Origin of the sequence: Hymenobacter taeanensis (genome assembly GCF_013137895.1) — a bacterium.
Taxonomy (GTDB): Bacteria; Bacteroidota; Bacteroidia; order Cytophagales; family Hymenobacteraceae; genus Hymenobacter; species Hymenobacter taeanensis.
Window position 1 is genome coordinate 289,536 of record NZ_CP053538.1, and the last position, 24,352, is coordinate 313,887.

Annotated in this window: 16 protein-coding genes; 8 read left to right on the forward strand and 8 right to left on the reverse strand. The window is 57.4% G+C overall.

The window, feature by feature from the left end; genetic code table 11:
- Nucleotides 1–152: 152 nt before the first annotated feature.
- Nucleotides 153–569 (forward strand): hypothetical protein, encoded by a 417-nt coding sequence (locus HMJ29_RS01265; protein ID WP_171589782.1) that lies wholly within the window; start codon nt 153–155, stop codon nt 567–569.
- A gap of 181 nt (nt 570–750) precedes the next feature.
- On the forward strand, nt 751–1,149 hold the full coding sequence (locus HMJ29_RS01270; protein ID WP_171589783.1) for a hypothetical protein: 399 nt from the start codon (nt 751–753) through the stop codon (nt 1,147–1,149).
- A gap of 20 nt (nt 1,150–1,169) precedes the next feature.
- Here HMJ29_RS01270 and HMJ29_RS01275 read toward each other — a convergent pair whose 3' ends face one another.
- The 3 genes from HMJ29_RS01275 to HMJ29_RS01285 all read right to left on the reverse strand — a co-directional run bounded on the left by HMJ29_RS01275 (nt 1,170) and on the right by HMJ29_RS01285 (nt 3,554).
- A complete protein-coding gene (locus tag HMJ29_RS01275) occupies nt 1,170–1,718 on the reverse strand; it encodes a GAF domain-containing protein (RefSeq protein ID WP_171589784.1) in 549 nt (182 codons plus the stop codon).
- Nucleotides 1,719–1,907: 189 nt separating this feature from the next.
- Nucleotides 1,908–2,252 (reverse strand): hypothetical protein, encoded by a 345-nt coding sequence (locus tag HMJ29_RS01280; RefSeq protein WP_171589785.1) that lies wholly within the window; start codon nt 2,250–2,252, stop codon nt 1,908–1,910.
- 6 nt (nt 2,253–2,258) lie between these two features.
- On the reverse strand, nt 2,259–3,554 hold the full coding sequence (locus tag HMJ29_RS01285) for a PAS domain-containing protein (RefSeq protein WP_171589786.1): 1,296 nt from the start codon (nt 3,552–3,554) through the stop codon (nt 2,259–2,261).
- Nucleotides 3,555–4,105: 551 nt separating this feature from the next.
- Here HMJ29_RS01285 and HMJ29_RS01290 point away from each other — a divergent pair.
- The 3 genes from HMJ29_RS01290 to HMJ29_RS01300 all read left to right on the forward strand — a co-directional run bounded on the left by HMJ29_RS01290 (nt 4,106) and on the right by HMJ29_RS01300 (nt 12,127).
- Nucleotides 4,106–6,991 carry an endo-1,4-beta-xylanase gene (locus HMJ29_RS01290; protein ID WP_171589787.1) on the forward strand — a complete coding sequence of 962 codons (2,886 nt, stop codon included), beginning with the start codon at nt 4,106–4,108 and terminating at the stop codon, nt 6,989–6,991.
- 176 nt (nt 6,992–7,167) lie between these two features.
- Entirely contained in the window at nt 7,168–10,356 is a 3,189-nt protein-coding gene (locus tag HMJ29_RS01295; protein WP_253805662.1) for a serine hydrolase domain-containing protein, read from the forward strand.
- 139 nt (nt 10,357–10,495) lie between these two features.
- Nucleotides 10,496–12,127, forward strand: coding sequence for a 3-(methylthio)propionyl-CoA ligase (locus HMJ29_RS01300; protein ID WP_171589788.1), 1,632 nt, complete (start codon nt 10,496–10,498; stop codon nt 12,125–12,127).
- Nucleotides 12,128–12,354: 227 nt separating this feature from the next.
- Here HMJ29_RS01300 and HMJ29_RS01305 read toward each other — a convergent pair whose 3' ends face one another.
- Together HMJ29_RS01305 and HMJ29_RS01310 are read right to left on the reverse strand one after the other, a co-directional pair.
- Nucleotides 12,355–12,864 carry a DUF2059 domain-containing protein gene (locus HMJ29_RS01305; RefSeq protein WP_171589789.1) on the reverse strand — a complete coding sequence of 170 codons (510 nt, stop codon included), beginning with the start codon at nt 12,862–12,864 and terminating at the stop codon, nt 12,355–12,357.
- Between the two features lie 183 nt (nt 12,865–13,047).
- Nucleotides 13,048–14,223, reverse strand: coding sequence for an acyltransferase family protein (locus HMJ29_RS01310; RefSeq protein ID WP_171589790.1), 1,176 nt, complete (start codon nt 14,221–14,223; stop codon nt 13,048–13,050).
- A gap of 388 nt (nt 14,224–14,611) precedes the next feature.
- Between HMJ29_RS01310 and HMJ29_RS01315 the strand changes: the two genes are divergently transcribed.
- From HMJ29_RS01315 to HMJ29_RS01325, 3 genes are all read left to right on the forward strand, one after another.
- On the forward strand, nt 14,612–17,755 hold the full coding sequence (locus tag HMJ29_RS01315) for a SusC/RagA family TonB-linked outer membrane protein (protein WP_171589791.1): 3,144 nt from the start codon (nt 14,612–14,614) through the stop codon (nt 17,753–17,755).
- A gap of 79 nt (nt 17,756–17,834) precedes the next feature.
- The gene (locus HMJ29_RS01320) at nt 17,835–19,397 is read left to right on the forward strand and encodes a SusD/RagB family nutrient-binding outer membrane lipoprotein (RefSeq protein WP_171589792.1); all 1,563 of its coding nucleotides are present in this window, start codon (nt 17,835–17,837) and stop codon (nt 19,395–19,397) included.
- Between the two features lie 35 nt (nt 19,398–19,432).
- Nucleotides 19,433–20,704, forward strand: a complete 1,272-nt coding sequence (locus HMJ29_RS01325) for a hypothetical protein (protein WP_171589793.1) — start codon at nt 19,433–19,435, stop codon at nt 20,702–20,704.
- A gap of 127 nt (nt 20,705–20,831) precedes the next feature.
- Here the strand turns inward: HMJ29_RS01325 and HMJ29_RS01330 are convergent, their stop codons facing one another.
- The 3 genes from HMJ29_RS01330 to HMJ29_RS01340 all read right to left on the reverse strand — a co-directional run bounded on the left by HMJ29_RS01330 (nt 20,832) and on the right by HMJ29_RS01340 (nt 24,295).
- Nucleotides 20,832–21,422, reverse strand: a complete 591-nt coding sequence (locus HMJ29_RS01330; protein ID WP_171589794.1) for a DUF1989 domain-containing protein — start codon at nt 21,420–21,422, stop codon at nt 20,832–20,834.
- The gene (gene gntA, locus HMJ29_RS01335; protein WP_171589795.1) at nt 21,391–22,083 is read right to left on the reverse strand and encodes a guanitoxin biosynthesis heme-dependent pre-guanitoxin N-hydroxylase GntA; all 693 of its coding nucleotides are present in this window, start codon (nt 22,081–22,083) and stop codon (nt 21,391–21,393) included. Before gntA ends, HMJ29_RS01330 begins: the two co-directional genes overlap by 32 nt.
- Nucleotides 22,084–22,516: 433 nt before the next feature.
- Entirely contained in the window at nt 22,517–24,295 is a 1,779-nt protein-coding gene (locus HMJ29_RS01340; protein ID WP_171589796.1) for a glycoside hydrolase family 10-like protein, read from the reverse strand.
- Between the last annotated feature and the right edge of the window lie 57 nt (nt 24,296–24,352).

The window sequence follows — 24,352 nt, forward strand, 5'->3', positions numbered from 1 at the left end:
GGACTCAGTAGATAGGCCTATTGTGCGTACTGCGTTTTGGCAGCTCCGGCCAGCCTCCCCTCATCAAATAGAAGTAGTGCCAACAACAGCTGGTAAGAAGCATCTCTCCCACCCTTACCCGCTCGCCGCTCCTCGTTTTTCTTTTACCTTTTATGCCCGTTCTTGCTTCAAATCCCTCCCTGGTACTCCACCTTCATCCGGGGCCCCTACCAACATTAGAAACCGAATGGCTAGCCTTTGTTAACAGCACAGACTTTCGCCGCTATGTGGAGGAGGCCTTGGTGTTAGCAAAGCAGCACGGCGTAAAGGCCTGGGTTGCTAACGATCAGCGGCTGGGTGCAGTACGGCCCGTTGATCTGCGCTGGGTGTCAGAGTACGTGTTGCCGGCAATTGCCGAATTGGGCGTACTGCGCTTTGCCCGGCTTGAGTCCGGTGAAACTCTGAACCGCCTGCTTATCGGCAACATGTACCAAGGAGCCACGCAGGTACAGCCCTTTGAAGTTCGCACGTTCACTAACCTACCACAAGCCCGGGCCTGGGCCAGTGGGGCCGATACAGACGTAGCTTAACTGCCGTAGGCAGGCCTTGTTACAGTTGCTCTGTGTGGCCTGATACGGGTATAGCCTCAATCACTACCCTCATAAGCAGTCAACCGTCTTTCCCCCATGATTCTCCTGGCCTAGACGACGCTCCCCCTTGTTGGCGGCGCTCCGTTTGACAGCAGATACAGCCAACCTAGTTACTACTCCAATGGCCCAACGCGCCCTGTACACTTCAGCTACGCTCAGCATTGCCTACCACTACCTAGATAATTGGCTGGAGCTTCAATGGCAGGGCAGCCCTAACGATGAAGAGGTAATGGAAGGGGCCCTTAAGCTGCTGGAGCTGATGCACCACGAGCGCTGCCAGAAAATACTGAATGATAACTCCCGCATGCAGGGGCTTTGGGCCGAAGCGGCCCGGTGGGGCGGCGAGGTATTCTTTCCCCAGCTCTATGCGGCTGGGTGCCGTTATTTTGCCTGGGTACAGTCGCCGGAGCGCTATAGCCAGCTCTCGGCAGAGCTGGCTATAGAACATACTACTGCCGGCATCGTGTTCATGACCTTCCGCGAACCAGATACGGCAGCGGAATGGCTACGACGCATGTAGCACGGCTGTGGCTCTTAAGATTACGCGCCAGCTGCGCGCATTTCCAGCTCCGCAATGCGCTCCGTACTCTCCTGAGCAGCCTGCCGGGCCGCCAGCCGCAGTTCAATTTCATCCATTGCCAGATCGGCCAGGTCCTGCAGAATGGCCTTTTGAGCCTGCGTTAGATAGCGTGGCTTCTGATCAATCAGGCAGAAGGTGCCCAGGTTATAGCCATCGTGGGTGCGCAGTGGGGCGGCCGCGTAAAACTGCAGCCCAAACTCGCCGGCCACCAAGGGGTTGGTAAGTGTGCGCGGGTCGCGCCGCGCGTCTTCCACAATATACACCTCATCAGAGAGGATAGCAGAGGCGCAGAGGCCAGGGTCGCGGTCTATGTGGTCAACATCGAGGCCATGGCGAGACTTAAACCAAATACGGTCTTCATCCACCATGCTGATAATGGCAATAGGCATGTTGAATACCTTCGCCGCCAGCGCTGCCAGCCGGTTCATGCTGCCGTCGGCAGGAGTACCCAGAATGTCGTAGCGCTTTAAGGCGGTCAGGCGCTCGGTTTCAGTTTGCAAATGGTTCATAGCTGGAGAAGTAGAGAGGCGTGGGCAAGAGCTGAGACCTAAGTGGAGTGCACCCTACATTTGTAGGGGCTACGTCCCGGCTTCGGGGCAATATACAACCTACAGTCCAGGAAAAATGCAGCAGTGCCCGCCAAGCCTACTGATGCCACGGTATTTCCCCCGCGCTTAGAGAACACCCAGCTCCAGCGGTTAGGCTGACAGCCGCTCTAGTTGCTGCAACAGCTGCTCGGCGTAGGCGTCAATCTGGCTCATTCCCCGGCGCGATTCTTCGATCTGACCGCGTTGGTATTGGGTCACCAGCTCCCGGGCAACGTTCAGCATTTGAGTTAGTAGCCGTTCGGCTTCGCGCAGCTCCGGGCGGGTGCCGTGCTGCGGGCGCAACACGGTGGTCAGCCATTGGCCCAGCACATTTTCCCGACTCGAGAACAGGGCTTCTGTTGGCTCACGCACCCCATAGAGCACCGAGCGCAACTGCGACTTAAACAGAATCTGCTTGATGCGTGCCTGCTGCACGTCTAGGTTCGTGGTTTCCATCCTCGCTTACGCCTCAGGGTTGGGCGTGCGGTTTAGTAGCTGCTCAAGCTGTTGGCGCGCAATGACCAGCTCGGTCACATCAAAAGCAAAGCACGAAATGCCCACGATGTGGCCGTGTTCACGCAGGGCTTGGTAAGTGAAATTCAGGTACACCTCATCTAGCTGGCCTGAATCATGGCGGCGCAGTTGCAGCAGCACCTCATTGCCGCGGTAAGGCTCACCGGAGCGGTACACTTCATCGAGCAAACCAATAAAGCCCTGCTCCACCGCCTCGGGCACGGCCTCGGCCACAGTACGCCCCAGCAACTCCCGGTCGGGGAACAGCTCCTGGTAGCGTGGGTTCACAAACTCATAGCGATACTCGGGGCCGCGCACCACTGCAATTAGGGCCGGAGCCTGCAGGAACAGCTCATAGAACGACTCCCGCTGGCTGCGGGCTAACTGGTGTGCCTGATACGCCTGCTCCGATAAGACCATTTGCTCTTCGTTGGCCTGCAGCAACTCCTGCACCAATTGCCGTTGATCATGAATATCGGTTGCGCAGCCAATCCACATGGTTACTTCGCCTTCTGCATTCACGCGGGGCACGCTCTGAGCCAGCACCCAACGGTAGCTGCCATCGGCGCAGCGCAAACGGTACTCCAGCTGATATTTGGTTTTGGCGGCGGCGGCCTCCTGCCAGGTTTTTGTCACCTTGGCGCGGTCATCAGAATGAATACCCTCCTGCCAACCGTGGCCCCGCTCCTGCTCGGGGGTGCGGCCGGTAAATTGCAGCCACCGCTCATTGAAGGTTTCGGCGTCGCCGTTGGGTTGGCTGGTCCACACCATTACGGGCAGGACCTGCAGAATAAACTGGGCCCGCTGTTGGCTTTCAGCCAACTCCTGCGCCATACGCCGGCGCTGGAGTTCCGCTAGGTGCGCCTCCGTTACGTCGCGGGTACGGCGCAGGATGTAGAGCAGCGCGCCGTCGGCGTCAAGTATGGGGTAGTTTGTTGCCTGCCAATAGCGCTCCTCATAACCACTTTGTCCATCGGTGCGCTGTAGATCGTAGCGAATGAGGGGCATGGTGAAGGGCTGGCGCAGGCGGCGTACCTGCTCGAAGGAGTCGGCCAGTACCTGCCATTCGTTTTGCTCGGCGGCGGTGTAGGCCTCCAGAATATTACGGCCAACTATATCTGCGCGCTGCTTGAGCGTAACAGCCAGATAGTCGTCTGACGCATCAATGATGATATTGTCGGGGGTGAGCAGAATGTAATTGCCGGGTAGCTGATGCAGCAGTGCATCAATATCAAGTGAAGGCATGGGACACAGATCGAGGTGGAGGGGAAGGGCGCCAAAGATATACGAACCGGCCTAAAAAGCTTGTTGAGCAGCTTTCTTAACTAACTGGTTATGCGCCCGCTTATGCCCAGCCCACTGTCACCTATCAAACTGCATGGCTACTGTAAGGCACTAATTCCCTAGCCTGAATAGCAGAGCCCACCACTGGCACTTTCCAGTGAGGGCAACACCGCGTTGGGGTACCACCGCAACTGCCATGCTGGACTGGTCCTGGTAGCTGGCTTGGCTGTACTCTTCTCAGAGCTTAGACACGACATAAGCCGCTTAGCCTATTAAGGTTAGTTGAGTACGCCCGCCTGGAGCCATACACAATTTTGTGCTTTTTAAATATTCATCTATCACAAACGATTGCAATTTACTACCGGAAACGGTTGCGTATTTTTTCTCTGCGCTGGGTTTTCTAAGGGTATTTGATGAGCCTGAGAACACTATACATTAGGACAAATATCAGTTGACATAGACTTCAACTAATACCTGTGCTTCTCATTCCTCCACCAAACCCACCAACTCTCATGGTAAGACTCCGACGCTTACTGTTGCTTCCGGCACTTCTCTTCTCCAGTTTAGCCATGTACGGCCAGAACGCTCCCGTAGTAATACAAGCCGAAGCCGGCACCATCCGGGATGCAGCCACCGCTCCGGCGGCTATTACCTTCAACACTGAGGCCGGTACCGGTTTTCTGCGCGTAGTAGGCGACTTTGTTACGCTGAATGGCTCCACGCAGAGCCCCAACGCCGATAACCGGGTGGTTTCTTACACTATTACCTTTCCGGGCGCCGGCACCTATGAGCTCTATGCCCGAGTACGGGTGGGCGCTGGCGGCTTCAATGACGACAGCTACTACGTTCCCAATTCATTCGGGACCCGCTCAGCGTTTGAGACCAACCGCTGGGTTAACGCCAATGGCCTGGCGGGCGGCGGATACACTACCTCAACTGATATTGTTAGCAGCGCGGGCACTGCCTCTACTAACAACGTCTGGAAATGGGTGAAGATGTCGGCCTTTGGGGGCAGCAACTTCACGGTACCTGCCAGCGGCCTGACTCAGACCTTTGAAATTGGCAGTCGGGAAAATGGCCTTGACATCGACAAGTTCGTGTTTGGAGCCTCGGGCGTGTTTTTCACCGTGGCTAACCTAGATAATGGGCAGCAGGGCTCTGTTACCCCGCCCCCACCCCCTTTCAACCCGCCGGGGCCGCCTATTGCTACTGGCAAGCCTAAATTCCTGGGTGGTGTATATAGCAATCCGCAGAAGGTTAACTTCGGGAAGTACTTCAACCAGGTAGTTTCGGAGAATGGCGGCAAGTGGGGCAGCGTAGAAGGCACCCGCAACGTGATGAACTGGACGGACCTGGACTCAGCCTATGCTCGGGCCAAACGGCAGAATATCCCCTTCCGGATGCACGTACTCATTTGGGGCAACCAGCAGCCTTCCTGGATTGAAAACCTCCCTCCGGCTGAGCAGCTGGCCGAGATTAAAGAGTGGTTTGCGGCCGTAGCCCAGCGCTACCCCGACGTTGCCTTTCTGGAAGTAGTAAATGAGCCTACCCACGATGCCCCGGTAAAGCAAAGCCCCACCGACCAGGGTAGCGGCAACTATATTGAGGCGCTGGGCGGCAAAGGCACCACGGGCTGGGACTGGGTAATTACCTCCTTCCAGCTGGCCCGCCAGTACTTCCCCAATACCCAACTGATGTTGAACGACTACAGCGTGGAAAACACCACCGCTGGCGCTCAGCAGTACCTAAACATCATCAACCTGCTGCGGCAGCGCAACCTCATTGATGTGGTGGGCATTCAGGGGCACGCTTTCTCTACACAGCCAACGCCTGCCGCCTCCCTCACGGCCAACCTCAACCTGATTGCCTCAGCGGGCCTTCCTATTTATATCACGGAGCTTGATATTGATGGCCTCCAGGATGAAGTGCAGCTGGCCGAGTACCAGCGCGTGTTCCCGCTGTTCTGGGAGCACCCGGCCGTGAAAGGCATTACGCTGTGGGGCTACCGGCCCGGCCACTGGCGCACGGCGCAGGGGGCCTACCTGGCCTACGAAAACGGGGCTGAGCGCGCCGCTCTCAAGTGGCTCCGCGACTATGTGCAACGCACCGATATCTCAACTATTACCACTAGCCCCCTAGCCTCTAGCTCTTTTTGCGTGGGTAGCACCCTGAATGTACCGTTTACGGTAGCTGGCTCCGGTACCGCAAACCGCACTTTCACAGCTCAACTTTCTGATGCTACGGGTAGCTTCACGGCTCCAACGGCTATTGGCTCTGTTACGGCATCGGCGGCAGGCAATTATTCTATTGCGGCTACCCTTCCAGCTACGGTAGCGCCGGGCACTCTATACCGCATTCGGGTGGTGAGCACTACGCCTTCAGTATTTGGTAACGCCAACAGCACCAACCTTACGCTCAAGGCTTTGCCAACGGCTACGCTCAGCGGCACCACCGCTATTTGCGCCGGCTCAAGTGCTGCCCTGAGTGTGGCCCTGACCGGCACGGCGCCCTGGTCGCTGACCTACACTGATGGCACCACGCCAGTAACGGTAACCGGCATCACGACTTCGCATTATACCTTCTCAGTAAGCCCCGCCAGCACTACCACCTACTCGCTCACGGCCGTTTCTGATGGCTCCTGCAGCGGCAGCGCTATCAGCGGGCAGGCAGTAGTAACGGTAAACCCCCTGCCGACCCCTGGCCTAGCAGTTACGCCCGCCAACGATGTGTATACCGGCGGCGTACCAACTACTTTGTACGTAGGCTACGGGCCACAGAGCGTCACACTCACGGCCACCGGTGGCACCAGCTACAGCTGGAGCCCAGCCGCTGGCCTCAGCAATGCCGCCATTGCCAACCCCGTGTTTACGGCCAGCCAGCCCGGCGTGTACCGCTACGTGGTAACTGTCACCAACGAGTTTGGCTGCTCGGCCACCAAAGAAGTAACTCTCACGGTGCTCGACGTGCGCTGCAGCAATAACCCCAACTCCGATAAGGTACTGGTGTGCCAGAGCGGCAAGGTGATTTGCGTGTCGGTGAATGCGGTGCCTGCTCATCTTAAGAAGGACGGCAACGGCCTGGGCTCCTGCACTCCGGAGGCTACCAGCACTACTGCCAGTGTTGTAGGTGACGCGCAAGGCTCGACCTTCGCAGCGTACCCTAACCCCTTCACTGAGCGGACCGTGGTGCGGTTCCGGGCGGTGGCTACGGCCCACGTGCAGTTGCAGGTGTACAACCAGCTAGGCCAGTTGGTGGCTACCCTGTACCAAGGCGTAGCCGAAGCCGGCCGTGATTATGATACCACGCTGGAAGGCCGTTCCCTCACAGAGGGCGTATACACCTGCCGTCTGGTTTCGGGTGGCAAGGTGGAAACCAAGCGTCTGGTGCTGGTGAAGTAACGGGCACGCACCCAACCAACAAGTAGTACCGAAAGGGCGGCTGGCATCAGTCGCCCTTTCTTAGTTCTAGGCCACTTCCGGCGCCCTCTTGGGCGCGTGTTCAGTGGCATGCGGCTACCTTCCTCCTCAAATACCTTAAATTCGCATTCTACCCATTCTAACCGCTAGCACTGCCCTTGTCTTTCCTTCGCTCCCTTTCGTTTTTGTGGCTACTGCTCATGCTGCTGAACCCCGCCGACTCTTCAGCACAACGCCGCAAGTCTTCTTCCGCTCAGAAGAAAACTACCCGCTCCGAAGTTGCCCCCAAGCGGCAGCAGGAAGCTACCAAGGCGGCCAGCGCCAAAAAAGCGGCCCCCGTTGTACAAAGCCGCAACCTGCCGGTGCCTTTTGCCGGGCAGCTAGGCCAGTCGCGGTGGGTTGACTCGGTGATGCAGACCCTGACGCCCGACCAGCGCGTGGCGCAGCTCTTTATGGTGGCGGCGTACTCTAACCGCAAGCGGATTGATGAAGACTCCGTTTCGGCCCTGATTCAGCAGTACGGAATTGGCGGCCTGATTTTCTTTCAGGGCGGCCCTGTGCGCCAAAGCAAGCTCCTCAACCGCTACCAGAGCCAGAGTAAAGTGCCACTGCTGGTGGCCATGGACGCCGAGTGGGGCGTGGGCATGCGTCTGGATAGCGTGCAGCGCTTTCCCTACCAGATGAGCATGGGAGGAGTGCGGGATAACCAGCTGGTGTACGACATGGGCACCGAGGTAGCAGCGCAGTTCAAGCGCCTGGGTATGCACGTAAACTTCGCGCCGGTAGTAGACGTGAATAACAACGCCGCCAACCCCGTCATCGGCTACCGCAGCTGGGGCGAGAACCGCGAAAACGTAACTGAGAAGAGCTACCAATACATGAAGGGCATGCAGGATGCGGGCATATTGGCCGTAGCCAAGCACTTCCCTGGCCACGGCGACACCGACACTGACTCTCACCTGGCCCTGCCCCTGCTCCGCATTGACCGCAAGCGCATTGATACGCTGGAGCTGTACCCGTTCAAAAGCTTGATTAAGCGTGGCATTGGGGGCATGATGGTGGCTCACCTCAACATTCCGGCCCTGGATACCACGGGCATGCCCAGTACTCTTTCCAAGCCTATCATTCAGGGCTTGCTCAAGCAGAAGCTGGGCTTTGAGGGCATCATCTTCACCGATGCCATGAACATGAAGGGCGTCATCAGCAAGTACCCGCCCGGCGACGCCGACCTACGGGCCTTGCTGGCCGGCAATGACGTTCTGGAGTTTTCCAAGAATATTCCGCTGGCGCTGAAAATGGTGCGCGACGCCATCAACCAAGGCCAACTTAGCCAAGCCGACCTCGATGCCCGCTGCCGCAAGGTGCTGGCCCTGAAAGAGTGGGCTGGCTTGAACAAGTACAAGCCCATCGACCTGCGCAACCTTACCGCCGACCTAAACACGCCCCACGCCCAGTACCTCAGCCAGCACCTCACGGAGCTGAGCGTAACGGTACTGCGCAACCAGAAAAACCTGCTGCCCCTGCAGCGCCTTGATACGCTGCGCCTGGCCACGCTCACTATCGGTACCAAAGATACCACCGACTTCCAGCGCATGGTGGCCGACTACGCCCCCGTGCGCCACTTCTGGCTACCCGCCACCGCTAGCATGGACGAGCTGACGAAGATGCGCGAAACGCTGAAAAGTTACAACACGGTGCTAGTGGGCGTAAACAACCTCGGCCGACTGCCCGCCACCAACTTTGGCGTGACACCCGAAACCAACGTATTTCTGCACGAGCTGGGCGGCAAGGGCCAAAAGGTTATTGTTACGGTGTTTGGTAATGCTTACGCCGTAGCCAAAATCCGAGACCTGGACCGCGCCGACGCGGTGGTACTGGCCTACCAGGAAAGTAAAAATGCCCAGGAGGTAGCCGCCGAGGTACTTTTCGGCGGGGTATCGGCCAGTGGCAAGTTGCCCGTTACGGTGTCGGACCGTTATAGCTATGGCACTGGCCTAGCCACCAAGGGCGGCATCCGGCTGCGCTACAGCTTCCCCGAGGCGGTAGGCATGAACAACAATCTGGAGGCCCGCGTGGACTCTATTATGAATGGCGCCGTGGCGGCCAAAGCTTTTCCTGGCGGCGAGGTGGTAATTGCCCGCCGTGGGGTGGTAGTACTGCGCAAGAGCTACGGTACCCACTCTTTTGCTGATGCGCCGGTGCAGGGTGGTAAGCCCAGCCGCCCCGTCCGCAACGACGACCTTTACGACCTGGCTTCCGTGACCAAAGTATCGGCGGCACTGCCGGCCCTGATGAAGTTACAAGATGAGGGCAAGTTCAACCCCGACATGACGCTAGGCCAGTTGTTCCCCGAGTTCAAGGGCACTAACAAGGAAAACCTGAAGCTGCGCGACGTGCTCACTCACCAGGCCCGCCTGAAAGCCTGGATTCCGTTCTGGAAAGACTACACGAAGCCTCAGGGCTTCTTCAACTCCATTTTCGGTAAGAGTCCTGATGCCAAAGAGGTATCGGCCACGAAACCCTCAGAGATGAGCCGCCGCTACTTCCGCCCCGATTCCTCGGCCCGGTTCCCGCTGCCGGCCGGCCCCAACCTGTGGGCCCGCAACGACTTCCCCGAGCGCATTACCAAAGCCATTGCTGAGTCGCCGCTGAACGAGAAGCCCGGCTACGTGTACTCCGACTTGTCGTTCATCATGTACCCGCGCTTTGTGAAGTCGGCCTCGGGCAAAACCATTAACAAGTTTGTAACCGACGAAATTTATCGGCCGCTGGGTGCCACTACCCTGGGCTATAACCCCACGCGCCGCTTCCCGCTGGCCCGCATTGCGCCTTCTGAGTACGATTCCCTGTTCCGCCACGGCCAGCTGCACGGCACGGTGCACGATGAAGGCGCGGCCCTGTTGGGCGGCCTATCGGGCCACGCGGGCCTGTTCGGCAACGCCAACGACCTGGCCAAGCTGGTGCAACTATATGCCTGGAATGGCCGCTACGGCGGGCAGCAGATAATCAAGGCCGAAACCATAGCGGAGTACACTAAGTGTCAGTTCTGCCCCGATAACCGCCGCGCCCTGGGCTTCGATAGGCCTGCCGCAAACCCCTCGGTCAATTCGGCCAAGAGCGTATCGCAGCTCAGCTACGGGCACACGGGCTTTACGGGCACGTATTTCTGGGTTGACCCACAGGAAGATCTTACCTGCATCGTGCTCACTAACCGTGTGAACCCCACGCGCCGCAACAACAAAATCACGGAGCTCAGCGTCAGGTCTGGGGTGTTGCAGGTGGCGCTGGAGAGCATTCAGCAACCCCGCAGGCAAGCCGTAGAAAGCACCGTACCGCAGGAGAACTAACCTAAAGCTCCGGCCACAAGGCCGGAGCTTTTTTGTTTCTAACCGAGTGCCAGGTGGCCTACTGAAATCCGTGAAAATTCTCCTATATGTATATCTGTGGGAAATCTGTTAGCTTAAAATCCCCACCAACAGAACTTCCATGTTAGGTTTGATGATGAACGAGCCCTTGCGCATTGCGGGGCTGCTAGAGCACGCTGCCAAGTGGCACGCCGAAACTGAAATTGTATCTCGCTTAGCGGAGGGTGGCCTACACCGCTACACGTACGCCGCCGCCCACCTGCGCAGCAAGCAGCTGGCCAACGCTCTCTCGGAGCTGGGCGTTAGCAACGGCGACCGGGTAGGCACCTTAGCCTGGAACACGCACCGGCATTTTGAGCTGTATTATGGCATCTCAGGAATGGGCGCGGTGTGCCACACTATCAACCCGCGCCTGTTTTTTGAGCAGCTCGTGTACATCATCAATCACGCCGAAGACCGGCTGCTGTTCTTTGACCTTACCTTTCTATCGCTGGTAGAAAAGCTGGCCCCCCAGTGCCCTAAAGTAGAGAGCTGGGTGCTCATGACCGGCCGGGCCCATATGCCCGAGGCGACTACCCTGCCCGACTTACGCTGCTACGAAGACCTACTGGCTGCGCATACTAGCGACTACGAGTGGCCTATGTTCGATGAAAATACCGCATCCTCCCTGTGCTATACCTCCGGCACCACTGATCAGCCCAAGGGCGTGCTCTATTCCCACCGCTCCACGCTACTGCACAGCTACGCCGCCTCCCTGCCCGATGGCTTCAACTGCTCGGCCCGGGATGTGGTGCTGCCGGTAGTACCCATGTTTCACGTTAATGCCTGGGGCATTCCGTACACGGCCCCCATGAACGGCTGCAAACTGGTAATGCCCGGCCCCGGCCTCGATGCGGCCAGCCTATATGAGTTGTATGAGCAGGAAGGCGTAACGTTTACGGCGGGCGTGCCCACCATCTGGTTTGGGCTGCTCACGTTTATGCGGGAGAAAAAGCTGCAGTTCACCACTCTCAAAAAGATGATTGTGGGCGGCGCCTCCTGCCCTCCGGCTCTGCTTAAGGCCTTTGATGAGGAGCTGAGCGTAGAGATTCGGCACGCCTGGGGCATGTCGGAAACTTCGCCGCTGGGTACCGTGTGCACCCTGAAACCCCAGCAACTCAACCTGAGCCCCGATGAGCAGTTTGCCATTCAGACTAAGCAGGGCCGCGCCATTTTTGGCGTGGATATGAAGATTGTGGATGATGCCGGCCAGGAGTTGCCCCACGACGGCGTGGCCTTCGGTGACTTGCTAGTGCGCGGCCCGTTTATTGCGCGCGAGTACTTTGGGGCCGATCAGCCGGGTGGGCTCACGGCCAGCGGCTGGTTCCGGACCGGCGACGTGGCCACCATTGACCCCGCTGGCTTCATGCAAATCACCGACCGTAGCAAAGACGTGATTAAATCGGGCGGCGAGTGGATTTCTAGTATCGAGCTGGAGAACCTCGCCGTAGGCCACCCCGCTATTGCCGAAGCTGCCGTGATTGGCGTGCCTCACCCCAAGTGGAGCGAACGGCCGTTGCTGGTAGTGGTCAGAAAACCCGATTCTGAAATCAGCAAGCAGGAGCTACTGGCCTACTATGAGGGCAAAGTGGCCCGCTGGTGGATTCCGGAAGCCGTAGAGTTTGTGGAGCAACTCCCCCACACCGCCACCGGTAAGCTCCTCAAAACCAAGCTCCGCCAAGACTTTGCGGGGTATGAGTTTGAGAAACGGTGATTAAGTGAATGATTTAGCGAAGTGGCCAAGCCGAGGTGTGTCATTGCGAGGACGAAGGACGAAGCAATCCTTCCTGCAGTGCGCGCGAATCTTTGACCTACTCAAAAGCCCTTACCTCCACAACGGAAATAAGGGCTTGCTTGGTTTCTGCAGAAGCTTTGTGCACGACAAGGAAGGATTGCTTCGCTCCGCTGACAATGACAGCGCCGCTGGGCCACTTCGCTCAATTACTGCTTCACCGCCCCTGGCTGCTGGTTCTGCATTTTATCGGCAATGGCTTTTTGTAGCTCCGGGAGGTGCTCCTGCACGCGGCGCTGCCCAATTTCCATTCCGGCTTGCATAAGCATGGGCATTTTCTGGATAGTTTTCCGACCGGTGGGCGTCTGGTAGAACTTGTTCAGCTCTTTGAGCTCCTTTTCGGTGAACTCCTGAGCGTACAGCTGCACCAAGTCATCCTTCATGGATTGCCAGCTCATGTACTTGGTGAGGAAAGCCCGCATTTCGGGCTCCACCGCCTTCATTTCGGGGCGCTGCTCCAGCTGCACATCAAGCATGCGGCTGCTCATTTCCGTCATGTTTTTCTCGCTGCCGGTGATGGCCAGCAGCTCTTCTGCCGCTTTCCGGTGGCTCGCAGATATGGGCGTAGCAGAGGCCGCAGCAGGAGTGGTGGTTGTTTGGGCACTTACTGCCGGGGCAGTCAGCACAAGCGCCGCTGCCAGTATCCACAAGTTCTTCATACCCCAAGTACGAGAAATCGGGGCCATCGTTGAGGCAGACAGCCGAAATCAGGCGCCGAGTAGCCTACTGCTAAACGCTGATACTGTGAGCGGGAGCCAAGAACCTGGATTGGCCATTGGTAGGCTAGCCCTGAGTTCTCGCTCCCGCTCGGAACATCCCTGTGAGAGTGGCTTGGCAAGCGGCTACACTTTTATGATGATCTGCTTTTTATACATCACCCACAAAATTCCCAGCCAAATCAATACGCACACTATGGCGCCAGCCAGAGAGGCATTAACGGGGCTGAAGTACGGCACGAAGAATGTGTCGTAGAGCCAGGTGCGTAGGCCAGTGGGGCCGTTGGGGCCGGCCACTTTAATCATATTAAGCAGGCGCGGCACCAGGCTGGAAAGGAAAAACACGGTTATGGCATTCACTCCGTACACTAGGGGCGCTTTAATCCAGCTGCGGTAGCCTTGCACATCGCAGAGCCAGTAGAAGGCCGCTAGCACCGCCACTGCCAGGCCACCGGCGTAAAGTACATAGGAGCTGGTCCAGAGGCTTTTATTGATGGGAAACCAGCCGTTCCAGATCAGGCCCAGCACCACGCAGGCCCCACCCGCCACAAACAACCAGGCCACTTTCGTGGCCGGCTCTACCTCCCGTTGCCGGAGCCAGCGGGCCGTGAGCATACCCAGTAGGCCAGTACCCACGGCGGGCAGCGTGCCCAAAATTCCTTCGGGGTCCCAGGTGCGACTTTGCTTCCAGAGGTGAGCTTCCCCCAGAATAGTGCGGTCGAGCCAGGCGCCGAGGTTGGTGCTGGCCTCCAGGTTAGCGGGACCATATCCTGGCACCGGCACTAGTTGCAGCAGCATATTATAGAGCACCAGAATGGTAGCCAACAGGCCTAGCTGTTGGCGCCAGGTGGTTTTCAGAAACACAATGCCGCATACCAGAAACACCAATGCAATGCGGGCCAGCACGCCCGGTATGCGCACGGTGCTGAAGTCGAAGGTGGGAAACAGAGCCGAGAACAGGCCTAGCGCATAGAGAATAGCGGCCCGTTTCAGAATGCGCAGCATGGTGCGCCCATGCGTGCTGGGCTGCTGGCGGGCCCCATCAAGCGCATATACCAGGCTCACCCCTACAATGAACAGGAAAAAGGGAAAGATCAGGTCGGTGGGGGTGCAGCCGTGCCAGTGAGCGTGCTCCAGGGGCGCATAAATATGGTCCCAACTACCGGGATTGTTCACCAGAATCATGGCCATTACGGTAATGCCCCGGAACACATCCAACGACACGAGCCGACCGGGCTGAGAGGCTTCGGCCAGCGGCTGAGCGCCGGTAGTATGCACGGCGGCCTGAGTAGTGGTCTGCATATGAATAGTTTAGCTAGAGAACCGTAGATTCAGGCAGCCAAGCATAAACAAGTCCTGCCCGCAACCATCAGTTGTGAGCAAGCAAATTGACGCTTTGCCCCGAGCATTCAAAGCACTTTCCCTTAGCTAGTAAAACCCCTATATAGTTGGTTGCTGAATTTTGGCCTACTAGATTTAGCAGCACTTTTTTCTTTATTTTTTTAATAAAACGAGCTTATTTCCTCAGCAATACGCTCTTTTTTTAGTCGTTCAGTCTCATTTTCCAGTTCTTTTCACTCGGTTTCTGCTTTTTTGATCTGCTGACCACAGATTGCTTTTCTGCTCTATTACCCGGCACTCCCTCTGCGCCGCCTTCCTCTCTCCTCTTATCTCTCACTTTCCTTACTGTATGAAAAAACTTCTATGGTCTCCTCTGGCCTTGGGGGTACTGCTGGCTTCACCGCCTAGCTACGCCCAAACGGCGGCCACCCGCACCCTCACGGGCGTAGTGGTTGGTGCCAACGACCAGCAGCCCCTCCCCGGCGTAAACGTGCTGGTAAAGGGCACTACCCAAGGCACCCAAACCGATGGCGAGGGCCGCTACTCGCTCCCGAACGTGCCGGAAGGCAGCACCCTGGTATTCAGCTTTATTGGCTACACCAGCCAGGAGTACCGCGTAGGGGCTGGCACCACGGCCAACATCAGCCTCGCCCCCGACTCTAAAAGCCTGAACGAAGTAGTAGTTACGGGCTACGGCATCAAGCAGGAACGTAGTGAGCTGAACTACAGCGCGCCCCAGGTGCAGGGCTCAGAGCTGGTAGAAACCCGCCAGACCAACATCGTGAATGCCTTGCAGGGCAAAGTAGCGGGCGTACAAATTACCAGCTCAGGCGGGGCTCCTGGCGAAGGCGCGGCCATTGTAATTCGGGGTGGTAACTCCCTTGATGGCAACAACCAGCCCCTGTTTGTTATCGATGGCATCATCATGGATAACTCCTCGTTCGTGGAAAGCACGGCCCCGGGTGGAGGCTCGGCCTTCAACGGCTTGCTGGGCCGCTCCACGGCCAACCAGAACCGCGCCGGCGACCTGAACCCCGAGGACATCCAGAGCATGACGGTACTGAAAGGCCCGGCTGCTGCCGCCATCTATGGCTTGCGCGCCGGCAACGGTGCCGTTATCATCACCACCAAGAAAGGGGCTTCGGGCCGCGCTACCATCAACTACCGCACGCAGTTTTCGGTAGATGAGGTGAGCCGCCTGCCCAAGCTCCAGAATCAGTACAAACAGGGCGCCAACGGCGTGTTTGACTCCAACACCCGCAGCTCTTTCGGCCCACGCTTCCAGCCCGGCGACCAGGTATATGATAACCTCGGCGACTTCTTCCAGAAGGGTAAAAGCTGGCAGCATTACCTCACCATGTCGGGCGGCACAGACCGGACTTCGTTCCTGTTTTCGGGCTCCCGTACGGATGTTTCGGGGGTAGTACCCACCAGCCTCTACGACAAAACTACGCTGCGCCTGGCCGGCACGGCCAAACTCACCAATAAGCTGAGCGTCAGCTCATCGGCTCAGTACCTGAACACGGGCGGCCGCACTCCGCTGCAGGGCCCCGGCCTGTTTGGCAGCACCGGCGGCTTCTTGGTGAGCCTGCTGAGCTGGCCTCGCAACGATGATGCCCGCAACTACCTGAACCCCGATGGTACCCGCCGGCGCCTGCTGGGCACGGGCACTTCAGCCAGCGATGCCGACAACCCCTACTTCACCATCAACCGCAACCCCCAGACCAGCCGCACCAACCGCTTTATTGGCAACGTGCAAACTACGCTGGATCTGTATAAGTGGTTGGCGCTGAGCTATAACATTGGCACCGACTTTTACGTGGAAAAGGACCGCTCTATTCGGGCGGTGGGCACTTCCCAGGCCGGCAACCAGGATGGTGGAGTGGGCGAAACAGCCATTCTCAGCCGCTTGCTTAACTCCAACTTCCTGGTAACTCTGAAGCATGAGGTAAACCAGAACCTAAACGGCTCTTTGGTGCTGGGTAACACCGTAGAAATGGGCCGCTCTGAAACCACGGATAACCTGGGCCTGATTTTCCTGAATCCCAATCCGGTTATTCCCTCCATCAACAACACTGTAAACCGCAACACGCTTGTTACCAATACTGAGCGGCGCCTGGTTGGTAATTTTGCCCGCCTGAACGTAAATCTGCTGCAGCAGGTAAACTTTGAGCTGAACGGCCGCGTCGACCAATCTTCCACCCTGCCCCGCCCCGACGAAAGCAAGAACTTCGGTAAGCTGTTCGGCTATGGTTCGGTGGCTTTGGGTTGGCAGTTCACGCACCTGCTAGGCCTGGAGCAAAACCCCTGGCTGAACTACGGCAAGATCAGAGGCTCTATTGCAGAGGTGGGCAAAGACACGGGCCCTTACCGCGTTGACTCGCCACTGGCGCAGGCCACTTACATTGGAGGTGGTTTCCGCAATGGCTTCTTCGGCTCTAACCGTCTGCTCAAGCCAGAGCGCACCCGCGCGTATGAAATTGGTATTGACCTGCAATTCCTGCGCAACCGCCTGGGCCTGGAGGCCAACGTGTACCAGCAAGACACCCGCGACCAGCTGATTGCGCCTCGCGTAAGCCAGGCTACCGGCTTTATCCTGCAGTACATTAACGGTGGCACTGTTACCAACAAGGGCATTGAAATAGCCCTGCGCGGCACCCCTGTACAAAGTGCTACGGGCTTCAACTGGGACATTAATGCCAACTTCTACGCCAACCGCAACAAGGCTACCAAGCTGCCCGGCTTCCTGACCGAAGTGTACCAGTCTGATGCTTTCATCATTGACGTGGCCCGCGGCGGCGCCTTCCCTGGCAAGCCGCTTACCTCCATCAGCGCTACAGATTACCAACGCTCCCCCGATGGTAAAATCCTGATCAGCCCCACTACCGGCTTCCCGCTGATTAACACCAGCACCTTTGTGTACGCCGGCAACCGCGCCCCCGACTACACGGTGCAGGTAACCAACACGCTCCGCTACAACCAGCTGGCCCTCACGTTCCTGCTCGATTTCCGGAAGGGCGGCATGGTAGTGAATGGCAACGATTGGCTCACGACCCGCAACGGCCTGAGCGAGCGGACCCTCGACCGCAACCAGCAGGTGGTATTTGATGGCGTGGTGGCCAGCACCGGCGCCGACGGCACCGTGTCGTACACGCCCAATACGCGGGCCGTGGAGCTCACCCAGACCTACTACGCCAATATTCTGGGCGCCATTGGAACTCCCTTTATTGAGGACGGCTCCTGGACGCGCCTACGCTATGTGACGCTGACCTACAACCTGCCCACCACGCTATTTACCAACTCCAAAACGGTACGGGGCATTGAGCTGGGCCTCACGGGCCGCAACCTGTTGCTGTTTACCAAATACAGCGGCGTGGACCCCGAAACGGCGGCAGCTGGTGCGGGTGTGCGCGGCGGTGGCTCCGGGGGCTTCGATTACGGCAGCGTACCCGGCACGCGGGGCGTAGACATGAGCCTGCGGGTGAACTTTTAACTATTGATTGGATGCTTGCAGGTAACAGCGTGCTACACAGCAGCTGCGGCCTGCTTTCATCCTCCCCCAATACTTTCTCATGAAAAGATACCTTCTCATTCTAGGCCTGCTGCTGGGCAGTAGTGCCACTTTAACGTCTTGCGAGAAGTTCCTCGACGTCAATACCGACCCTAACAACCCTACTACTTCTACGCCGAACTACCTGCTGCCCGGCATTATTTCTCAGGGCATTCAGGCGCAGATGTTTACGTCGCTCACTACCACGTACATCAGCCAATACACAGTGCGTAAATCGCCCGCCAGCAGCACCGACCAGTTTACGCTCTCGAACGGCAACAGCACCAATACCTTTAACTACAACTACTACTACTCCGGAGGCAACATCCCGACGATGACTGCTGCTGCCGAGCAGGAAGGCTCTCCGTATTATATCGGGGCGGGCAAAATCATTCAGGCAATGGATCTGGCGCACGCCACCGACATGCTGGGCGATATTCCGTACACCGAAGCCTACCAGGGTGCTGCGAATTACACGCCCAAGTACGATCCACAGGAGCAGATTTACCAGACCATTCAGACGCTCTGCGACGAAGGCATTGCCTTGATGCAGACGCCCGCCGACAAGAACTTCCGGCCCCTGTATGTTACGTCTCCCAGCATTTCAGGCGACATCCTGTTTAAGGGTGACGTGCAGAAGTGGATTAAGTTTGCCAATGGCCTAAAGGCTCGCCAGCTCAACCACCTCATCAAGAAGAAGGGGGTGTACAATCCGCAGCAGATCCTGGCCCTCATCGACAAGAGCATGACCAGCTCAGCCGATGATGCGCAGCTGCAGTACCAGCTGGCTGTAGCTCCGCTTACGGGTACTACCAACATCTTTGGTACCACCCGTAATAACTACGCAACGGCTACTTTCTCCAGCAACATCATTAAGTACCTCAATGGCAGCGTAGCCGGTGCCACGTACCCCGGCGTTTCTGACCCCCGCCTGCCTATTATGGCCACCACTACCAGCACCGGCGCCGACCCCGGCGTTACGTCTACTGGTAACGTGGTAAATGGCTTCACGGACTTCTACAGCTCCTGGTACGCCCGCGACCTGGGGTATTTTGAGGTGCTTACTTACCACGAGCTGAAGTTTATTGAGGCAGAAGCGGCCTTCAATGCCGGCGACAAGGCCCGTGCACTTCGGGCGTATCAGGAGGGCATTCGGGCGCATATGCAGAAGATTGGCGTAGGCGGCACCAATGCTAACCCACCCGTTACCTTCCCCGTGATTTCGCAGGCCCAGATAGATGCTTACCTGAGCAGCGCGGCCGTGGCTCAAACGCCCGCTGACCTGACCATCAAACGGATCATGGAACAGAAATACATTGCCATGTTCCTGAACCCCGAATCGTGGTCGGACCTGCGCCGCTATGACTTCGACCCCACGATTTACGTGAACCTGAAGTACCCGAACAACGCTAACGCTACGCTGGCAGCAAAAGTCGACTACAAAGACCGGTGGCCCCGCCGGATGCTGCCCGGCGCCACAGAAGTGCTCTACAACCCTCAGGCTGTGGCCAAGCTCTTCGCTGAGGCCGGCGCAACCAGCAACGACGACTACATTACCAAGCCCCTCTGGTGGGACCGTCCCTAATCTAGTCTGTCATTCACCGTTCAACTCTGCTTTTCATGAAACTATATACCACTGCCCGGCCCTGGCTGAATGCCCTGGTGGCGCCAGCGCTCGGTTTGCTCTGCTTTGCGGCCTCCAGCTGCGAAAAGGAGCCGTTTGATAATCATTACACGGTGCAGGATGCATCGGGCTTCACCATTCTGGGACTACCCAACGCTGGCCTGGCCGCTAAATACGCTCCTGGTGAAACTGCTCCGGTTATCATTGGCTACAATGCCAATGAGTCGCCGAAGGACATTACGGTTTTCCAGGTTATTAATAAGCAGGACTCGGCTGTAGTAGGCACCTACCCCGCCAATGGGCAGTTCCTGCAATCGGCTCAGCTCACTACGCAGGCAGTGCCCTACGTAGTGCCCGCTAACCTGGCCAATAAAACACCCGTGAGGGTAGACGTGACCCTGACTTTTGCCAACGGCAGCAAGCGCATGCGGCGCTTCACTTACACGGTAGCCAGCTCCCCTACCCTTAAGTTTGGCGCTACGCCCGCTACCTACCGCAATGGCCTAGCCGGCACCGCCCAGAGCACCGGCGACATTATTGGGTATTCTGTTATCATCAACGAAGGTGGTATTTCTACCCTGCCTGCACCCGCGGCTACGCCCAACGCCACCTTATTTAAGGCCGTTGATAGCCTCGCGTATTACTACCGCGAAGGCACGCAGGCGCCCATTCGGTTGGGCGTAGTAAGAAACCCCACGGCCGGCGCCGCCAACACTCGCACCGTTGATATTGTGGTGCCAGCTGCCGCCAGCGGCAAAACCATCAACTTTGTGTTTGTGGCCTACGCCCAATCTACCTCGGCTACCGTTACCTCAGCTCCAATTGCTATTGGAGGCACCACGGCCCTGGCTACTACCCGCACCGGCCGGGTGAGTTTCGGCCCCAACTCGGCGCCCGACTCTTTGGCCTTTAACCTGAAAACCGGCCTGAACGAGCCAGCCGCCAACCCGGTTACTGCCAAGGACCTGTTTGTAAGTGGTGTATCGGGTAATACCTTGGTGCTGAGCGCCGCAAATGGCACGCGTTATTACAAGGTACCAGCGGCACAGGTAGCCAATGGCTTTTATACCAAGGCTACGGCCAATGACGTAGGCACTCTCATTTATCAGAACACCACTGCCGCCGATCTGGGCGCAGTAGCCGTAAACGACGTGTATGCCGTGAAGGTGCGCGGCACCGGCGAAACGATGTTGATTCGCATAGTAGGCACCAAAAACAGCACCGGTGGCTCTACGGGCCGGGTGCGGTTTGAGTATCGCAGCCTTTAGGTCTGGACTAGTTAGAAAGCAAAAGCTCCTCCCGGTCTCGGGAGGAGCTTTTTTGTTGCTTGCCAGGCCACTACTGCTAGGTTCAGGCTATGCATGCAAGCAGAAACCAGGCCTAGCAGAGCGTCAGCTAGTTCAAGATCTGGTAGCCAATTGGCTTGAAGGAATAGTTATTCGACATTTCAGCCGAGCAGGCCGTCATGCCAATCAGCAGGTCGGTTTTGGCTTCCAGAATCACGTAGTCGCCGGCTTTGCTCTTGGGTGGCAGCACATCCACTTTGCCCGTTTCGCCATCCACGGTTACGTGCATGAAGATGTTAAAGCAGATGGGAATAGCATCGGGGCTGATGCCGTACTCCTTGAGCGCCTCACAGAGGTTCCCAAAGCAGCCGCGGTGCGGATGCGTGTGGCCGTAAATAATGCGAAATGTATCGGCGCTACAGGGGGTAAGCAGAAAGTCGTGCCGGCCCACAGTGTCCTCCACCAGCTCAAACATAATGTTGCTGCGGTTGGAGTAAAATGGGTGGCCCTTGGTCAGGAAAATCGTTTCGGCATAATCAATGGTGCGGCCTGATGAGAGGTACTCAGCCCGGTCATCGAGATTGTAGCACACGAAGTCTGATACTTGCTCGCCCTCAATGTCAACTACTTTAAGCCGTTGGCCTTGGCGCAGAATGAAAGCGGTACCGCTACGCGGCGGTATGATGGTTAGTTGATCCATGTTGGCTTATAAAGGGGCATTTCCAAGAGTCATCATACGCTTTTCCGCTGTATTGGTAGGCCTCTGATGCCTCACCGTAGTCTTGTAGCATAGGGTTGATGGAGCCGGAGTAGGCCACATCGCGCGTGCGAATGGTGTTACGGATGCTGTCGTAGCGGCCGTTATTCCGGATTTGCTCAAACTGCGCGTGGGGGTTAAACACCATCGTAGGATAAGCAAATTGCCGCGCCGCCCGTGAGCTGCCCGGGTGCAGCCCAATCACGAAAAACGCTTCTTCCTTCAAGCTAAAGCTAAAGTCCGACGACGAGGGGTCGGCGACCACGCGCCGGTCGTAGCCATAGCGCTGGGCATCGAGGTTGGAGAGGGCTTGTAGGCGCTGCCAGAACAGTTCTTCAAACATGGCCTCATTGGGGGCCTCAGGGCCTTTGAAGATAACGGCGGCACTGTGGTACAGTTTCTCAGACTGCCGGTAGGTATCCACGAACTCGTAGATAAACTCCAAAATGGCGGCATCGTCCTTGGGGCAGGCTAAGTGGTCAACCACCAAGTATTTAATCTGTTGAAAAGTAAGGGCAGTTTTGGCAGCAACGCAGGGAAACTCCTTCTTTTTTATAAAAGAAAGATATTCCTCTCCGTATATATTTTGTTGAACGTCAGTCATATTCTAGTACTTACAGTAAGATCTGTATTGGAATAATCAAATACTCCAGGCAACCAGATTTACGCAAGCACGGGACCGGATGTTAGCCTAACCAGTCCTCCATCCTATTCTCAAGAGTAACGCCGAATGGTTCAGCTTAGCACCTAATACTTCGCTTTCTTCTCAGTACAAACCCTTAATAAACGGGTAATTAGTGTTACGCATACCTGCCTAAACCGGTGGTAAATACTTAGGCTTATTTCTAGCTTTGTGTAAGAAAATACCTCGAAATCTTATACAAAAAAAGACTGAAAAGTTACTAAGCGCTGGTTGCCTCTGGTGTTTGACCTTGCTGAAAAAGGTATTTCTATAACCCTAGCGACGACGACGAAAAAGAAAAGAGGTGGCCTACAGCAGGCCACCTCTTTGCTTTTATGCTTTACCTAACCAGAGTTTAGCGCCCACCAAACAGACGATCAAAGAAGCCACCGCGCTTGCGTTTAGCTTTCGTCTTGACTTTGACCTTAGTGGGAGCGTTACCGCTCACGGTGGGCCGTGGGGCAGGCACTGGCCTAGCAGGTACTGTGGGCGCAGGGGCGGCGGGTGGCGGCGTTGAAATCGGCGGCGTGGGCGTAGGTGCAGGAGCTTGGGCTACCACAATTTCGGCTGGGCGCCCCGTGCTGAGCACCCGCACCGGCGCGCTTTCATTGTGCAGGCGGTCAACGGCCGTGAGGTAGTAGGCGTAGGCCACTCCGCGGAGGGCGGTAGTATCGGCAAAAAACAAGCCCCGCCCGGTTTGGGGGCGTAGCACGGCCAGAATATTGCGCGGATCGTCGGGGGTAGGTTGGGTACTGCTATCAAAGCGGTAGAGCACGTAATAAGCAGCTATGTCGCCGTCGGGGGCAACGGGGCTGGGCTGCCAGGTAAGCGTGTTAGCGGCGGCAGAGGCCGTTAGAGTCAGGCTTTGCGCGGGGCGCGGGGGCACACCATCCAGCCAGGGCATGGCGGGCACCAGCGCCGGGTAGCGAAACTCATGCTGGCGCAGAGAATCAGTAGTGTGCAGGGGGTTGGAGAGCAACGACTTGGAGCTGAAGAATACGCTGCCGCCCACCTCCGTGGGGAAGGTGCGGTTGAGGCGCACCTGGCGGGGCAGCTCGCGGGGGTTGCGCCAGGTAGTATCGGCGCGGGTATTCTCGAGCATGCGGTAGGCTCCATGCCCAATGTACAGGTGGCGGCCGTTGCTGTTACGGGCCCACCACTCAACCAGCACCGGGTACTGGGCCACTTTAAAGTTGCTGCTCCAGTATAATTGGGGCAGCACGTAATCAACCCAGCCCTGGCGCAGCCACTCCAGCGCATCGGCATAGAGGCCATCATAGCCCTGGAAGGCTTTGGTAGCCGAGCCATTGGGGTCGGTGGTTTGGTTGCGCCACACGCCAAAGGGCGAGATGCCAAACTTCACCCAGCGCTTGGTACTCTGGATGGTGTCGTGGAGGGTATGAATGAGCTCATTCACATTCTCGCGCCGCCAGTCTGCCAGGCCCAGACTGTGGGGGTTGTACTGGGTAAAGGCCTGCTCATCATGAATAGTCAGGCCCGCTTCGGGGTACGGATAGAAGTAGTCATCGAAGTGGACGCCATCGATATCGTAGCGCTTTACTACATCCAGAATTACCTGCGTAATATAGTTGCGCACTTCAGGCAGACCAGGATTATACAGCAGCTTGCCTCCGAAGCGCAGGAACCACTCTGGGTGTTGCCGGAAGGGGTGGTTAGGAGCCAGGCGCCGCGTCACGGAGTCCATGGAGGCGCGGTACGGATTAAACCAGGCGTGAAACTCCATACCCCGGTTGTGCGCCTCTTCAATCAGGAACGGCAGGGGGTCGTAGAGCGGCGTGGGGGCCTTGCCCTGGGTGCCCGTGAGCCACTTGCTCCAGGGCTCTAGGCTGCTCTGATAGAAGGCATCAGAAGCGGGCCGCACCTGCACAAATACGGCGTTGATGCCGCTGCGCTGGTGCTCATCGAGAATACGACGATACTCGCGGCGCTGCTGCTCGGGGGTGAGGTTACGGCTGCTGGGCCAGTCAATATTCTCTACGGTGGCAATCCAAACGCCCCGGAGTTCCCGCTTGGGCGGTGTATCGGCAGCGGTAGCCAACTGGCTACGCAGTAACCAGGTGAGGATCAGAAAGGCAAGAAACGGGAAGCGGCCGGGGGCAAGTAATCGAAACATTGCCTCAAAATTACGCGATTCACGGGAGGGCGGGAGGTGAATTTGAGAATTTATGAA

Coding starts and splice junctions, on each gene's coding strand:
- HMJ29_RS01340 (WP_171589796.1), bottom strand. CDS start 24,295: ATGTTTCGATTACTTGCCCCCGGCCGCTTCCCGTTTCTTGCCTTTCTG.
- HMJ29_RS01275 (WP_171589784.1), bottom strand. CDS start 1,718: ATGAACCATTTGCAAACTGAAACCGAGCGCCTGACCGCCTTAAAGCGC.
- HMJ29_RS01290 (WP_171589787.1), top strand. CDS start 4,106: ATGGTAAGACTCCGACGCTTACTGTTGCTTCCGGCACTTCTCTTCTCC.
- HMJ29_RS01310 (WP_171589790.1), bottom strand. CDS start 14,223: ATGCAGACCACTACTCAGGCCGCCGTGCATACTACCGGCGCTCAGCCG.
- HMJ29_RS01280 (WP_171589785.1), bottom strand. CDS start 2,252: ATGGAAACCACGAACCTAGACGTGCAGCAGGCACGCATCAAGCAGATT.
- HMJ29_RS01315 (WP_171589791.1), top strand. CDS start 14,612: ATGAAAAAACTTCTATGGTCTCCTCTGGCCTTGGGGGTACTGCTGGCT.
- HMJ29_RS01330 (WP_171589794.1), bottom strand. CDS start 21,422: ATGGATCAACTAACCATCATACCGCCGCGTAGCGGTACCGCTTTCATT.
- HMJ29_RS01265 (WP_171589782.1), top strand. CDS start 153: ATGCCCGTTCTTGCTTCAAATCCCTCCCTGGTACTCCACCTTCATCCG.
- HMJ29_RS01325 (WP_171589793.1), top strand. CDS start 19,433: ATGAAACTATATACCACTGCCCGGCCCTGGCTGAATGCCCTGGTGGCG.
- HMJ29_RS01270 (WP_171589783.1), top strand. CDS start 751: ATGGCCCAACGCGCCCTGTACACTTCAGCTACGCTCAGCATTGCCTAC.
- HMJ29_RS01285 (WP_171589786.1), bottom strand. CDS start 3,554: ATGCCTTCACTTGATATTGATGCACTGCTGCATCAGCTACCCGGCAAT.
- HMJ29_RS01305 (WP_171589789.1), bottom strand. CDS start 12,864: ATGAAGAACTTGTGGATACTGGCAGCGGCGCTTGTGCTGACTGCCCCG.
- gntA (WP_171589795.1), bottom strand. CDS start 22,083: ATGACTGACGTTCAACAAAATATATACGGAGAGGAATATCTTTCTTTT.
- HMJ29_RS01320 (WP_171589792.1), top strand. CDS start 17,835: ATGAAAAGATACCTTCTCATTCTAGGCCTGCTGCTGGGCAGTAGTGCC.
- HMJ29_RS01300 (WP_171589788.1), top strand. CDS start 10,496: ATGTTAGGTTTGATGATGAACGAGCCCTTGCGCATTGCGGGGCTGCTA.